Origin of the sequence: Arthrobacter sp. P2b (assembly GCF_900168295.1) — a bacterium.
Taxonomy (GTDB): domain Bacteria; phylum Actinomycetota; class Actinomycetes; order Actinomycetales; family Micrococcaceae; genus Arthrobacter.
The window spans coordinates 51,757-65,226 of record NZ_FVZL01000012.1 but is presented as its reverse complement, the minus strand read 5'-3'; the positions used below and the strand labels follow the sequence as shown (position 1 = coordinate 65,226).

The 13,470-nt window shown below is 66.6% G+C and carries 12 protein-coding genes; 5 read left to right on the top strand and 7 right to left on the bottom strand.

Features of this window, described 5'->3' with window-relative positions; translation table 11 throughout:
- Positions 1-59 precede the first annotated feature (59 nt).
- Both B5520_RS16355 and B5520_RS16350 read right to left on the bottom strand, forming a co-directional pair.
- On the bottom strand, positions 60-1,697 hold the full coding sequence (locus tag B5520_RS16355) for a stealth family protein (protein WP_079598139.1): 1,638 nt from the start codon (positions 1,695-1,697) through the stop codon (positions 60-62).
- Positions 1,698-1,759: 62 nt separating this feature from the next.
- Complete coding sequence (locus B5520_RS16350; protein ID WP_079598138.1) at positions 1,760-2,689, bottom strand: hypothetical protein; 930 nt, start codon at positions 2,687-2,689, stop codon at positions 1,760-1,762.
- Positions 2,690-2,837: 148 nt separating this feature from the next.
- Here B5520_RS16350 and B5520_RS16345 point away from each other — a divergent pair, with 148 nt between their 5' ends.
- Positions 2,838-3,137 carry a type II toxin-antitoxin system VapB family antitoxin gene (locus B5520_RS16345; RefSeq protein ID WP_009358464.1) on the top strand — a complete coding sequence of 100 codons (300 nt, stop codon included), beginning with the start codon at positions 2,838-2,840 and terminating at the stop codon, positions 3,135-3,137.
- Positions 3,130-3,807 (top strand): LytR C-terminal domain-containing protein, encoded by a 678-nt coding sequence (locus B5520_RS16340; RefSeq protein WP_079598136.1) that lies wholly within the window; start codon positions 3,130-3,132, stop codon positions 3,805-3,807. The genes B5520_RS16345 and B5520_RS16340 overlap by 8 nt, the downstream gene beginning before the upstream one ends.
- Positions 3,808-3,813: 6 nt before the next feature.
- Here B5520_RS16340 and B5520_RS16335 read toward each other — a convergent pair whose 3' ends face one another.
- Together B5520_RS16335 and B5520_RS16330 are read right to left on the bottom strand one after the other, a co-directional pair.
- Complete coding sequence (locus B5520_RS16335; protein WP_079598135.1) at positions 3,814-4,464, bottom strand: TetR/AcrR family transcriptional regulator; 651 nt, start codon at positions 4,462-4,464, stop codon at positions 3,814-3,816.
- Positions 4,465-4,500: 36 nt separating this feature from the next.
- Positions 4,501-5,199, bottom strand: a complete 699-nt coding sequence (locus B5520_RS16330; RefSeq protein ID WP_079598134.1) for a DsbA family oxidoreductase — start codon at positions 5,197-5,199, stop codon at positions 4,501-4,503.
- A 215-nt stretch (positions 5,200-5,414) separates the two neighbouring features.
- Between B5520_RS16330 and B5520_RS16325 the strand changes: the two genes are divergently transcribed.
- Entirely contained in the window at positions 5,415-6,476 is a 1,062-nt protein-coding gene (locus tag B5520_RS16325; RefSeq protein WP_079598133.1) for a glycosyltransferase family 4 protein, read from the top strand.
- Between the two features lie 60 nt (positions 6,477-6,536).
- Positions 6,537-8,699, top strand: a complete 2,163-nt coding sequence (locus tag B5520_RS16320) for an amylo-alpha-1,6-glucosidase (protein WP_079598132.1) — start codon at positions 6,537-6,539, stop codon at positions 8,697-8,699.
- 37 nt (positions 8,700-8,736) lie between these two features.
- Here the strand turns inward: B5520_RS16320 and B5520_RS16315 are convergent, their stop codons facing one another.
- Together B5520_RS16315 and B5520_RS16310 are read right to left on the bottom strand one after the other, a co-directional pair.
- On the bottom strand, positions 8,737-9,270 hold the full coding sequence (locus B5520_RS16315) for a GNAT family N-acetyltransferase (protein ID WP_079598131.1): 534 nt from the start codon (positions 9,268-9,270) through the stop codon (positions 8,737-8,739).
- A gap of 13 nt (positions 9,271-9,283) precedes the next feature.
- Complete coding sequence (locus tag B5520_RS16310; RefSeq protein ID WP_079598130.1) at positions 9,284-10,243, bottom strand: D-2-hydroxyacid dehydrogenase family protein; 960 nt, start codon at positions 10,241-10,243, stop codon at positions 9,284-9,286.
- 138 nt (positions 10,244-10,381) lie between these two features.
- Here B5520_RS16310 and B5520_RS16305 point away from each other — a divergent pair, with 138 nt between their 5' ends.
- The gene (locus B5520_RS16305) at positions 10,382-11,575 is read left to right on the top strand and encodes an MFS transporter (RefSeq protein ID WP_079598129.1); all 1,194 of its coding nucleotides are present in this window, start codon (positions 10,382-10,384) and stop codon (positions 11,573-11,575) included.
- 185 nt (positions 11,576-11,760) lie between these two features.
- Here B5520_RS16305 and aceB read toward each other — a convergent pair whose 3' ends face one another.
- On the bottom strand, positions 11,761-13,413 hold the full coding sequence (gene aceB, locus B5520_RS16300; protein WP_079598128.1) for a malate synthase A: 1,653 nt from the start codon (positions 13,411-13,413) through the stop codon (positions 11,761-11,763).
- Positions 13,414-13,470: the final 57 nt, after the last annotated feature.

Genomic DNA, 13,470 nt, shown 5'->3' with positions numbered 1-13,470 from the left:
CCCCGCGGGGACAGGCCTTCAGCGTTGGTGCACTGTGTAAGGCTCCGCCTTATGCCGCTCTACTTTTCCCAGGGAGCCTTGATGGGGAAGTACTTTTCCAGGAAGTCGGTGACCAGCGCGGCCCGCTCGTCCGCGCTCACTTCAGGGAAACTGCCGTCGTTCAGGCAGAAGAAGTCCACGTTCCGCTTGGACAGGAGCTTCGGAAGATAGTTGAGCCCGGTCCGCATGGTGGTGTCCACGTAACGTACTTTCGCGGCGGTCTGCGTGACCGCGCGACCGGTGAGCAGCGCGTAGTAGTGGTAGAACGAGTTGGTGACCGAGATGTTGTCCGCGGCACGGAACCGGCTGGCAGCCGTTTTGCGGAACTCCTCCGGAAATTCCTGCTCCATTTTGCGCACCAGGCTCCGGCGCAGCGGTGCAGCGCAGTGCTCCAGGTGGCGTGTGGTGATCCGGCCAAACCGGTTCCACAGCAGCTTGCGGTTCACCCGGGCGGCGTTCTCGAACCCGCTGCGCTCGGCCGCGTTCTCCCCAAGGCCGATCCTGGTCTCCGCCTCAATGAATTTCGTGATCCCGCCCGGCGTGAAGAACAGGTCCGGGCTGACCGGGCGGCCGAAGAACATGTCGTCATTGGAGTACAGGAAGTGCTCCGAGAGGCCTTCAATGTGGTGCAGCTGGCACTCCACCGCCTGCGAGTTGTGGGTGGGCAGCACGGAGGGATCGGCAAAGAACTCCTCGCTGCGCACGATGGTCACCGAAGGATGGTCTGCCAGCCAGGCGGGGGCGGGGGAGTCCGTGGCGATGAAGATGCGGCGGATCCACGGCGCGAACATGTAGACGGACCGCAGCGCGTACTTCAGTTCGTTGATCTGCCGGAAGCGGGCTTCGTGGTCGTCGCCCTCACCCAGCACCACGTCCTTCTGCTGGGCGCGGCGGGCGGCGATGTACTCGGGGGAGCTTCCGTCTACCCAGGAGAAGACCAGGTCGATGTCGAAACTGATGTCGCTTGCATGGTCGGCGAACATGTTCTCGATGGTCGGCCAGGTGTGGCCGTAGCGTTCCACCGTGCCGCGGACGGCGTCCTGCCGCAGCAGGGTCCTGCGGGTCAGGGAGTTCTCGATGGGAAGGATCAGTTCCTCCCCTTCGAAGGACCACAGTTCGATCTGCACACCGGCTGAGGCGCCGAATTCGAAGCCGCCCACGGGCTCCACCCGCGGCCGGTACAGGCGGAAGATCCGCGCCTGCCGGTTGGACGAGAGTTCGCCGTCCGCGACGAGTACCGAGGTTTTTTTCTTCGCGTCCACGGTCATGGAGTAGAAGGGCTCGTCCCGGCACGCCTCCACCAGGGCCGCCCGGAGCTTCTTGCGGTTCTTCCAGTCCAGGGCGATCACAGGGCGGTCATTGTTGCCCCGGACCAGGAGGTAGGCCAGGCCCGCATTCGCCAGCACGTTGCGCAGGAACAGCAGGTCCTCCACCATGGCCTGGTAGGGGGTCCTGTTGTCATTGATGACGGCATAGCGGCCCTTGTGCCGGATGACATCCGGGCGGAGCCTGAAGCGCTGTACAGCAGCTGCTGACGTTACCTCTGAATGAAATTGTTCTTCTACGGACGCCTGGCCGCCGTAGTAAACCTCGTCCTGAACCGGTGCTTCTGTAATGGTTGTCTCCGTGCTGGTCAAAGTAAGCCTTCCTACCTGCATGATAGCCGCGCGTGGGAAACGGCATGTTTCGGCCGGTGCATCCGGCCCGGTGCCGGCAGGGCTTAGGCGCCCAGCGCCTCCCGCCAGCTGCGCAGGAAGGCGCCGCCGGCGTCGTCGTGGATGATCGTTGCCTCGAGTCCCAGATCCGCTGCAGTGAGGACATCATACGGCTTGTCCGGGACGCCGTCCGCAGGGCGGACATCCACATGCTTCACGGCATGGTCGTTGTGGTGCAGCCAGTCTGCCATGGCGTAGTCCGTGCGGGAGTCGCCCACCGTCCGCCAGGCTTCCGGCGTAATGCCCTGCGCCGCGAGGAGCTCCACAGCCCGGCTGGCTCCAAGGTCCTTGCCAAGCCGCACCGATTCAATGTCGGTGGAGATGATGGTGGGGTCCACGCGGTAGTCCACCTCGTCGTCGGAGTCCGGGGCATGGTGGTCCAGCCGGACCACCCCCAGCCCGTGACGGCCCATCAGCTCCATGGCATCGGCGTCGAAAAGTTTTTGTTCGGTCAGGTAATCAGAACTCGGCACGTCGATGTGCTGCTCCACCGACACCATGGCCCGTTTGGTTTCGTCAAAGAACATGTGTGAGGAGTAGTCCTCGGCCACCAGGCGGCGGATGTCGTCCCCGTACGCTGCGGGCACGGCCAGGTCCCGGTCCACATGGATGGGCCCCGGCCCGGCCGAGGTGTAGCTGAACCACACGGCACCCTTTTCACAGACCGCGTGGATGATGGTGCCGGTGGGGATGCCGGCTTCGATCATGGGCTCCATGACCTGTTCCCGGATGAAGGCATCGGAGCGGCCGGTGTTGAAGATCACCGGAATTCCTGCTGCCGCCAGGGCTACCAGGTCCGCGATGATTTCCGGTTTGACGTCCCGGGTCAGCGGGCTCGCCACCGGCCCGTCAACGTCGAGCAGGAGCGCCAGCGGCGGGCAGGACGGCAGGCGGACGCCGGGCAGGGAAATGGCGGGGGACTCGGATGCTGTCATGCCTCCATTCTGTCAGCAGGGCCGGAAACTCCCGGAGCGGACAGCCGAAAGCCACCCCCGTGTGGCGGATGGTCACCGTTTGGCTACAACCTGCCGCCGGCAGGGCTGGGCACTTTCGCTGGGCCGGCAGGATGCCTAGGGTGGCATGGTGATATTCAAAGCTGTGGGCGAGGGCCGCCCTTACCCCGACCATGGTTACAGCACGCCCAAGGAGTGGGCTTCGCTGCCGCCGCGGCCGGTCCGGCTGGACGAACTGGTGACCACCAAACGCACCCTGGACCTGGAAGCGCTGCTGGCCGAGGACTCCACCTTTTTCGGCGACCTTTTCCCGCACGTGGTGCAGTACCAGGGAACCCTATACCTGGAGGACGGCCTGCACCGCGCAGTCCGGACCGCCCTGCACCAGCGCACCGCGATCCACGCCCGGGTCCTGGTGCTCGATGGCTAGGAAACGGCCCAAGGACCCGAGCGTCCTGCACGGCCACCACATAGTAAGCGGCCCCGAGCTGCGTGCCACTTTTCAAGCGGCCGCCCGCGACGCGGACGATGCCGCCCGGGTGCGCCGCCGGGTCCTGCACGGCGTGGTCCTGGTGCTCCTCATCGGCCTGATCGCCGCGGGCATCATCGCCGCCCTGGCCATCATCAACGGGAAACTGGCCATCCCCACCGCCGAATCTGCCCAGGAAACGGTGTCCACCTGCCCTGCGGGAACGTTCGACTACACCCCGCCTGAACAGATCAACCTCAATGTGTACAACTCCACCAGCCGGCCCGGGCTGGCCCGCTCGGTGGCGGACGAGTTCCTGGCCCGGAAATTCGTGGTGGGCGCCGTGTCCAATACCGAGGCCGGCTACCGGGGTGTGGCGGCTGTGATCTCCGGGGCTGCGGGACAGTCTGCGGCCTTCAGCGTCCAGCGGAACCTGCCGGGTTCCGACTACTTCCAGGACGGCAGGACGGACGGCAGCGTGGACGTGATCCTCTCCCAGGACTACGCCGCCCTCGCCCCGCCGGACCTGGTGGACCAGACCCCTGGCAAGCTCAGCTGCCCCCGGGAAAGCCGCCGCGTTGCCGACGACGACAAGCGGCCTGTCAACCCGTCCGCCGCGCCCACCCGCTAAAAATCGCTAGCCGGCCACGGCGGGAAGCGGGGCGAGCCGGACGGGGCGGCCGGCGTCGTCGAACCTGGCCCCGGCACCCAGCTGGATGAACCGCACCGTCCTGGCGACGCGCGCCTCCAGCTCCTCCGGCTCGTCGCTGCCCCTGGCCGCGCTGGAGGACAGCGTCCCAAGGATCAGCTGCGCCTGCTGGCCGATGTCCGCCGCCGGCAGGTAGCCCTGCTCCATGCCTGCGCGCAGGATGCCCTGCAGCAGCACGCTCAGCTCGCCCACGTGGTCCGCGAGCTTGGCAAAGGACGACGGCGACAGCACGGCCCCCATGGCAGGGCCCGGCGGCAGGTGGCGGCGGCTGAGGTCCACCACCTGGGCGCGCACGTACAGGGCCAGCTGTTCCACCGGGTTGTCCAGGCGGTTGAGGGAGTCGCGCAGTTCCGTCAGGAACTTCTCAGTCTCTTCCAGGGCATACGCGATCAGCAGCTCTTCGATGTCCGCGTAGTAGTTGTACACCGCGGTACGGCCCACTCCGGCGTGCCGCGCCACGTCCGTCATGGTCAGGCCGGGCAGGCCGTGGGAGAAAAGGAGTTCGCCGAAGGCCGTCAGGATGCGGCGCTGGGTGTCCGCGCGCTGCTCGGCATTGCTGGCCGCTGAAATCCGGGGCATACAGACACTTTACCGCGATGTGTCAGTAAACGGCTGCTAGACGGAGCAGCCGTCCGGGCCGCAGGCATCACCCTCGCCGGAGTTGACCAGTACCAGGGGGTTGGCGTCCTGCCAGGCCTGGTTCAGTGCCGCCGTGAACGTCTCCGTTGGCTGGGCGCCGGACAGGCCGAACTTCCGGTCGATGACAAAGAACGGGACGCCGCTGATACCCAGGGACCGGCCCTCCTCGAAATCGAAGCGCACGTCGTCGGCGTACTTGTCCGTGGTGAACAGCTCGTCCACCTCACCGGCATCGATGCCGAGGCCGCGGCCAAGCGACGCCAGGTACTCCCGGCTGCCGATGTCCCTGCCGTGCTCGAAGTGGTCGCTGAGCAGGCGCTCCTTGGCAGCATCCTGCTTGCCGTGTGCGGCCGCAAGGTGGATGAGGCGGTGTGCGGTGAAGCTGTTGGCCACCACCACCGAATCGAACCGGTAGTTCAGGCCCTCGCCCCTGGCCTGCTGTGCAACATGGTCGAACATCTGCGAAACCTGCTGCGGAGCCATGCCCTTGCGGGTGCTCAGGTACTCCAGCTCGGTGCCGTCGTAGTGCTCGGGAAGGGTTGGGTCCAGCTGGTAGCTGCGCCACACCACCTCTACCGCATCCTTGTGCGGGAAGGCGGACAGGGCGGCCTCAAAGCGGCGTTTGCCGATGTAGCACCACGGGCACGCGACGTCTGACCAGATCTCAATCTTCATGCTGGGAACAACCTCGCAAGCCCGGCAGCCATTCCGGCCACCACATGTTAGATACCCCACAGTAGGGCTTGTGGCGCGGTGGTTCGTGGGCAATAGTCAGAGTTAAGTTAAGCAGACGACATACGAAGCGGATATACCGCGGGCCGGAACAGGTCCGCGATTAAATATGCCCGGCCAGCTGGGGAGCCCGGCCTGTCACCACCTGGAGGCCAGGAATGCGGATAGGACTGGTTGCAGGACCATGGATACCTGTGCCCCCGTCAACGTACGGCGGAACTGAAAGGGTGGTGGACACCCTGGCCAAGGGCTTCGCCGCCGCGGGGCATGAGGTTTTACTGGCAGCGCCCTCGGACAGCAGCTGCCCTGTGCCCCTGGTGCCCGGCATGCAGCCCTCGGCCGGGGAAGAGATGGGGCTTACCATTTCGGAGTTCAGCCATGTGATCCGGGCGCACGAGGCGCTGCAGGACGTTGACATCATCCACGACCACACGCTAGCCGGACCGCTGTACCTGCACCGGCCGGAGGAAACTCCTTTGGTGACCACCATCCACGGTCCACTGAACTCGAACGCGGTGGACATCTACCAGGCCATCGCGCGGCGGTCCGCCATCATCGCGATTTCCCGTGACCAGGCGTCGCACGCTCCGGGGGTGCCTGTTACCCGGGTCATCCATCACGGCATGGACCTGAAGTCAGTGCCCGTGGGGACCGGCCGGGGCGGCTATCTGTGCTTTGTGGGCCGGGCCTGCCCGGACAAGGGATTGTTTGAGGCCATCATGATTGCCCGGCAGGCAGGCATGCCGCTGCGCATAGCGGTGAAGATGCGGGAGCCGGAGGAGATTCGGTATTTCCATGACGTCATTGAGCCCCTGTTGGGGCCAAACGAGGACTTCGTGGGGGAAGTGGACAATGCTGCCAAGTACCGGCTGATGGGTGAAGCGCTGGCCTTCCTGAACCCCATCCAGTGGTCCGAGCCGTTCGGGCTCGTCATGATCGAGGCGCTGGCCACGGGAACTCCCGTGGTGGGCACACTGATCGGTTCCGCGCCTGAAATCGTGGAGCATGGCCGCACCGGCTACCTGGGCGATGTCGGGGATCTGGCGGACTTCGTCCAGGCCGCGGAGGCCCTGGACCGGGCGGCGTGCAGGGGAGCGGTAGAGGAGCGGTTCAGCGCCGGGCGCATGGTGTCCGACCACCTGCAGCTCTTCACCGAACTTATTGAAGGGAGTATGCCCACGGGGCTTCCGGATGCGGCGCGCGTGCACCAGAATCTTTAAGGGCCGCACATGTTGCCGGATGGCCGGCAGCATCCCGTCGTTTGAGAAGGGACCCCTTCCGTGACCGCATGGAATGCCAATACCGAGGCTGGCGCATCCGAGTCAGGGTCCGTGACAGTGGTGGAAGGATCCTCGTTCTGCATCTCGGCCGGGAACGGGGACATCAGTTCCGAAGGCGGCACGAACGGGGCCTTTTTCCAGGACACCCGCATCATTTCCCACTGGGTCCTTCGGATCAACGGCTCCCTGCGTGAGCCGTTGGCGGCCCAGCGGTCGCGGCCCTTCGCGGCCACGTTCGTCGGGCGGGCCAAGTGGCCGGACGGGCGCTTCGACAGCCCGCTGGTGGTCCGCCAGACACGGCACATCGGTCCGGGGCTCCAGGATGACATCACCCTGGAAAATTATGCAGCGGAGCCGGTGGAGTGTGACATCGAACTGCTGGTGGACGCGGACCAGGCGGACCTCTTCGACGTCAAGGGCGGCCGCACCACCGGCCCGGCCGATACCACCCGTGAAGTGGTTGACGGCCGGCTGGTCATCCAGGCCGTCCGGCACGGGCAGCAGCGCGGCACCGCCGTCGGCGCACGCGAAGGGGTGGCCAGCCTGGACGGGCTGCGCTTCCACGTCACCATCCCGGCCCGCGGCAAGTGGACCACCAGCGTCATCGTGGTTCCGCTGGTGAACGGTAAGGCGCCGGCAGACCCCTTCACTGAAGGACGCCTTCCGCACCACCGCGAAGGCGTCCGCCGCCACCTGGACTGGGAAGAAGGCGTTCCCCGGATCAATGTGGCGGACACCGGGCTGCAGGACCTGCTGAACCGGAGCCAGATCGACCTGGGCTCGCTCCGGATTTTCGACGCCCACCACCCCGAACGTGCTGCCGTGGCCGCCGGGGCGCCCTGGTTTATGGCGTTGTTCGGCCGGGATTCCCTCCTGGCGTCCTATATGAGCCTGATGGTGGACCCGAACCTCGCGGCCGGCACGCTGCAGACGCTGGCGGGGCTCCAGGGGAAGAAAGTGGATCCGGACTCGGAGGAAGAGCCGGGGCGCATCCCCCACGAGGTACGGCTCGGTGTCACCGCCGGGCTTTCGCTGGGCGGCACGGCCTATTACGGCACCGCCGACGCCACGCCGCTTTTTGTGGCCCTCCTGGGTGAGCTCAGCCGCTGGGGCCTGTCCCGGGATGTGGTCCAGCCGCTGATAGCGCATGCCGACCGGGCCTTGGAATGGATCCAGAAGTACGGCGACCGTGACGGCGACGGCTTCGTGGAATACCTTCGCCCCAACGACCACGGCCTGGTGAACCAGGGCTGGAAGGACTCCTGGGACGGCATCAACTTTGCGGACGGGACCATGGCCGAGGCACCGATTGCGCTGTGCGAGGTGCAGGGCTATGTGTACGCTGCGTACATCGGCAGGTCCTTGCTGGCACGGTGGAGCGGTGACGCGCCCCTGGAGCAGCACTGGGCTGATCGTGCCGCAGAACTGAAGACCGCATTCAACGAGAAGTTCTGGCTGCCGGACAAGGGGTATTTTGCCGTCGCCCTGGACAAGGACAAGCGTCCCGTGGACGCGCTGACGTCCAACATCGGCCATTGCCTGTGGACGGGCATCGTGGACGAGGACAAGGCGCCGTCAGTGGTGGAGCACCTCATGTCGCCGCAGATGTTCACCGGCTGGGGGATCCGCACGCTCGCGTCCGACATGGGCGCGTACAACCCCGTGAGCTACCACAACGGTTCGGTTTGGCCCCATGACACGGCGCTGGTGGCCACAGGCCTGATGCGCTACGGATTCGTGGAAGAGGCCAGGCGCGTGGCCCTGGGAATCTTCGACGCGGCCGAGCATTTCGACAACCGGCTGCCCGAGCTCTTCTGCGGCTTTGACCGCGGCGAGTTTCCCGGCCCTGTGCCGTATCCCACGGCGTGCTCGCCGCAGGCGTGGGCGGCGGCGGCCCCGGTGCAGCTGGCGCGGATCCTGCTTCGGTTCGATCCCGTCTTCACCCGCGGGGTGGTTCATCTTGCACCCATCCTGCCGGAGGCCGTCGGCACGTTCAGGGCTGAAAACGTCCTCCTGGATTCGGCCAGGGTGACCATCAACGCGTCCGGAACCGAAGGCAGCATCGAAGGGCTTCCGCCGGGCCTCAAGCTGGTGGCCGAACCACGCCCGCCGTTGGCCTACCCGCCTGAAGGCGTCGTGGCAGGGGGAGTGGCCGGAAGGTGAGCCGGGGCGTCGCTCAGGCGCCGGCGCAGGCAGGTGGTCAGGGTACGGCGCGCTCCAGGACGAAGTCGTGCTCCACGGTGCTGCCCAGGGTGAAGGACTTGGTGCCCACCTTGCGGAATCCGGACTTTTCGTAGAAGCGGATGGCCCGGGCGTTCTGGCTGTTGACGCCCAACCATGCTGCGGCCCCGCCTGCCGCCGCCGCGGCCTGCAGGCTGGCGTGCATGAGCTCGGCGGCGGCGCCGAGGCCGTGGTGCTCCGGATGGACGTAGCATTTGCTGAGTTCCACCGACGGAACGATCGTGAGGGCAGCCGCAACGTCAGGGTCCGCAGCCGGCCGGTTGACCAGCAGGCTGTACCCGTTCAGCCGTTTGCCGGACTCGAGGACCAGGATGGTGATGTCCGGGTCCGCGAGGTAGCGCTCGAAGTGTTGTTCACTGAGCGTGCTGGCCAGGTGCGCGGCAATGTCCTCAGGTGACGACGACGGCGGGCAGGCCAGCGGGAAGGTGACGGCCGCCAGCGCCGCCAGCGCCCCGGCGTCGTCCGCTGTTGCTGTGCGGATGGTGTGGTTCACGTGTTTCCCGGTGTCAGGCGGTGATGGTGCGGATGGGCGAGCCGGCGAGCCAGGCCGTCACGTCCTCGAATGCGCCGCCGTAGAACTGCCGGTAGCTCTCCTGGGTGACGTAACCGAGGTGCGGTGAGAGCACGGTGTTGGGGGCGGCCAACAGGGGATGCGAGGCAGGCAGCGGCTCCTGGTCGAAGACGTCCAGGGCTGCACCGCGGATCCAGCCCTGGGTGAGTGCCCGGATCAGTGCGTCCTGGTTGACCAAAGGACCCCTGGCGGTGTTCACCAGGACGCCCTCGGGGCCCAGCAGCCGCAGCTCCTCCTCGCCCACGGTGTTCTCGGAGCGCTCAGAAAGCCGAAGATGGAGCGTGGCGACATCCGATACCCGGAACAGCTCCTTCTTCGACACCAGCCGCGCCCCGGCGTCAGCGGCGGCTTCGGCCGTCAGGTTCTGGCTCCAGGCCACCACGTCCATGCCGAACGCCTGCCCGTAGCCGGCGATCCGGCGGCCAATTTTGCCCAGTCCCACGATGCCCAGCGTCTTGCCTGCCAGCTCGAATCCCACGGTGGACTGCCAGGTTCCGGCCCGCAGGGAGTTCTCCTCGGCCGGCAGGTGCCGGGCGGCTGCCAGCAGCAGGGCCCACGTCAGCTCCGGGGCGGCGGCAGGGGAACCGGGAGTTCCGCACACCGTCACGCCGTGCTCCGCCGCAGCGGCCACGTCAATGGAGGCGTTGGCCATCCCCGTGGTCACCAGCAGCTGGAGGCCGGGAAGTTTTTCAAATACTTCCCGGGGAAACGCGGTGCGCTCCCGCATGGCAATGACAATACCGACGCCGGCAAGCGCCGAGACCAAGGCGTCCTGGGACGCGAAGGGCTCCCGGAACGTGGTGACGGTGACGCCCTCCGCTTCCAGCGCCGCCCAGTCCGCAAAGCCGTGGGCTACGTCCTGGTAATCGTCGAGGATGGCAAGGCGGTGCTGCATGGCGGTGTCCTTCGTCCCGGAGTTCCTGGCGTGAAGTTCATCGTAAGCCAGGGTGCCATCCGGGCGCCCCAACAACCGTCCGTCCCGGCCCGTGATAGCAATGGGAGTGATGAAACTGCTTACTCCCTCCGCCGCCGCATGAGCGGCCGGATTTCTGCCCGCATACCCAAGAGCTGGATCCTGCTTGCCTGCATCGGCCTGCTCGCGCTTAACCTGCGGGGACCGTTTGTGGCGGTCGCCCCAGTGGTTGGCCCGATGCAGGCGGAGCTGGCCTTTTCGCCGGTCATGCTTGGCCTGCTGACCAGCATCCCTGTCCTCTGCTTCTCCCTGGCCGCGCCGCTGGCTTCGCTGGCGGCCCGGAAGTTCGGTGCCGAGTTCGCGGTGACGCTGACCATCCTCGGCGTGCTGGCGGGCGTGCTGGTCCGTTCGGCGGGCGGGCCGGTCCTGGTGGTTGCCGGCACGGTGCTGATTGGCCTGGCCATCACGGTGGGCAATATCGCCGCGCCGCTCATCATCCGCCGTGACTTCGCCCCCCGCCGGCAGGGGACAGCGATGGGAATCTACACCGCCGCGCTGAACATCGGGTCATTCCTGACGTCCGTGGTGACCGCACCGCTGGCCGACTTGGCGGGGTGGAGGTTTGCGCTGGGCTCGGTGGCTGTCCTGGCCGTTGCGGCCATCATTGTCTGGACCCTGGCCGTTGGTCCGCGGAGCGCATTCCTGGCTTCCGCGGAGGACGGCGGGGACACGACGCTGCCGCCGGTGAGCGGTACGGGCTGGACCACGGCGGGCCTGACCGCGGGCTTCGCCGGGCAGGCCTTCTCCTATTACGGGGTGACCGCGTGGCTGCCCAGTTACCTGCACGACGAACTGGGCATGTCCGTCACCGGGGCCGGTGCCGCTTCCTCCATCTTCCAGATCCTGGCTATCGTGGGCGGCCTGGGAGTGCCCTTTGCCGCCAAATTCATGAGTACGACGGCGGTGGCGGTCACCGTGGGAGCGTTGTGGACGGCCGTGCCGGCCGGGCTGCTGCTGGCGCCGCAGCTCTGGTGGCTATGGTCGATCTGTGGCGGCATCGCCCAGGGCGGCGGCATCACGGTCATCTTCATCGCGATCATCCGCTTGGCCCGCGACCAGGCCTCGGCGGGCCGGATGTCTGCCACCGTGCAGGGCCTGGGCTACTGCTTTGCCGCCGTGGCACCGCCCCTGATGGGCTTCGTGCACGACGCGTCCGGGTCCTGGACGCCGGCGCTGCTGCTCGTCCTGGTGTCCGTGCTGACCTTCTTCGTCAGCACCACCCTCGCCGTGCGGCGGGTGCCGAAGGGCCGCTAAGCCAAGTCCCGCCGTCGTACTTCCCTTAACCCCCACCCGCGAGATGGCAATTAACGGTGATGTTTACCCACAACACTGCCGTTAACTGCCATCTCGCGGGGAGGTGGTTCCGTCGCCGGGCCGGCCCTCCGGATTTCGGAGGTGCCTGTTGCGGAGGGCGTGCCGGCCCGGCGGACGGAAGCTGGTTACGCCGCGGCGAGTTCCTCGACGGTTGCCTTTTCGCGGGCCTCCGTCAGGTAGCGGGCGTAGGCGGGGAGGGTGAGGAAGGACGGGAAGTCGCGGGCCAGGGTGACTTCTTCGAAGATGTCGCGGGCGTCCTCGAAGCGGTCGCCGTCGAACCGTTCCAGCCGTGCGAATTCCTGGTCCAGGAGTTCTTCGATCCACTCGTGAGTGATGATCTCGCCGTGGTCCGTGATGGCCCGGGCGTAGATCCACTGCCAGAGCTGGGAGCGGGAGATTTCGGCGGTGGCGGCGTCTTCCATGAGGTTGTGGATAGCGACCGCGCCGTTGCCGCGGAGCCAGGATTCGATGTAGCGGATCCCCACTTCGATGTTGTTCCGGATGCCCTGTTCGGTGATGGTTCCGGTGGTGGCGGCCACGTTGATCAGGGCGCGGTCGTCCGGGGTGACGTCCTCACGGCTGCGGTCCAGCTGGTTGGGCTTCCCGCCCAGGATGCTGTCAAACACCTCGCGGCAAACCGGCACCAGGTCCGGGTGGGCCACCCAGGAGCCGTCGAAGCCGTCGTTGGCTTCGCGGGTCTTGTCCGCGCGGACCTTTTCGAAGGCGTTGGCGTTCGCTTCGGGGTCCTTGCGGTTGGGGACTGCGGCCGCCATTCCGCCGATGGCCATGGCGCCGCGCTTGTGGCAGGCCCGGACGAGCTGTTCGGTGTAGGCGCGCATGAAGGGCTGGGTCATGGTCACCTGGCCGCGGTCCGGGAGGACGAAGCGGGGGCCGCGGGTGCGGAAGTTCTTGATGAGGGAGAAGATGTAGTCCCAGCGGCCGGCGTTCAGTCCGGCGGCGTGGTCGCGCAGTTCGTAGAGGATTTCCTCCATTTCGAAGGCTGCGGTGATGGTTTCGATCAGCACGGTGGCGCGGATGGTGCCCTGCGGGATGCCGAGCAGGTCCTGGGCGAGGATGAAGATGTCGTTCCAGAGCCCGGCTTCGAGGTGGTTTTCGATCTTGGGCAGGTAGAAGTACGGACCCTTGCCCTGGGCGAGCAGGCGGCGGGCGTTGTGGAAGAAGAACAGGCCGAAGTCCACGATGCCGCCGGCGATGGGCTGGCCGTCGATGAGCATGTGCTTTTCGGGCAGGTGCCAGCCGCGGGGGCGGACCACGATGGTGGGCAGTTCGCCCGCGGGCCGGAGTTTGTATTCCTTGCCTTCTTCGGTGGTGAAGTCGATCCGGCGTTCCAGGGCGTCGGTGAGGTTCAGCTGGCCCTTGATCACGTTGCGCCAGGTGGGGGTGGAAGAGTCCTCCATGTCCGCGAGCCAGACCTTGGCGCCGGAGTTCAGGGCGTTGATGGTCATCTTCTTGTCCACCGGGCCGGTGATTTCCACGCGGCGGTCCTCGAGGCCGGGGGCCGGGGGAGCGACCCGCCAGGACGGGTCGTTGCGGATGTGTTCGGTCTCCCGCAGGAAGCGGGGGTCGGCGCCGGCGGCAATGTCAGCACGCCGGGTCCGGCGGGCCTGCAGCAGTTCCTGCCGCCGCTCAGCAGTAGCCCGGTGCAGTTTCGCCACGAACTCCAGGGCATCCGGAGTGAGAACCTCGTTCTGCCGGCACACGGGTTGAGCGGTCAAGGTGATGCCATTAATCGTGAAGCTATCGGTGAAGCTGTTCATCTCAGTCTCCTTAAAGACGAAAAGGGAAAGTTCGACGGCGGCTGGTGACGTACCTAA

Excerpts from the sequence above, each read along its gene's own strand:
- B5520_RS16355 (WP_079598139.1), bottom strand. The coding sequence starts at position 1,697 with ATGCAGGTAGGAAGGCTTACTTTGACCAGCACGGAGACAACCATTACA.
- B5520_RS16350 (WP_079598138.1), bottom strand. The coding sequence starts at position 2,689 with ATGACAGCATCCGAGTCCCCCGCCATTTCCCTGCCCGGCGTCCGCCTG.
- B5520_RS16340 (WP_079598136.1), top strand. The coding sequence starts at position 3,130 with ATGGCTAGGAAACGGCCCAAGGACCCGAGCGTCCTGCACGGCCACCAC.
- B5520_RS16335 (WP_079598135.1), bottom strand. The coding sequence starts at position 4,464 with ATGCCCCGGATTTCAGCGGCCAGCAATGCCGAGCAGCGCGCGGACACC.
- B5520_RS16330 (WP_079598134.1), bottom strand. The coding sequence starts at position 5,199 with ATGAAGATTGAGATCTGGTCAGACGTCGCGTGCCCGTGGTGCTACATC.
- B5520_RS16325 (WP_079598133.1), top strand. The coding sequence starts at position 5,415 with ATGCGGATAGGACTGGTTGCAGGACCATGGATACCTGTGCCCCCGTCA.
- B5520_RS16310 (WP_079598130.1), bottom strand. The coding sequence starts at position 10,243 with ATGCAGCACCGCCTTGCCATCCTCGACGATTACCAGGACGTAGCCCAC.
- B5520_RS16305 (WP_079598129.1), top strand. The coding sequence starts at position 10,382 with ATGAGCGGCCGGATTTCTGCCCGCATACCCAAGAGCTGGATCCTGCTT.
- aceB (WP_079598128.1), bottom strand. The coding sequence starts at position 13,413 with ATGAACAGCTTCACCGATAGCTTCACGATTAATGGCATCACCTTGACC.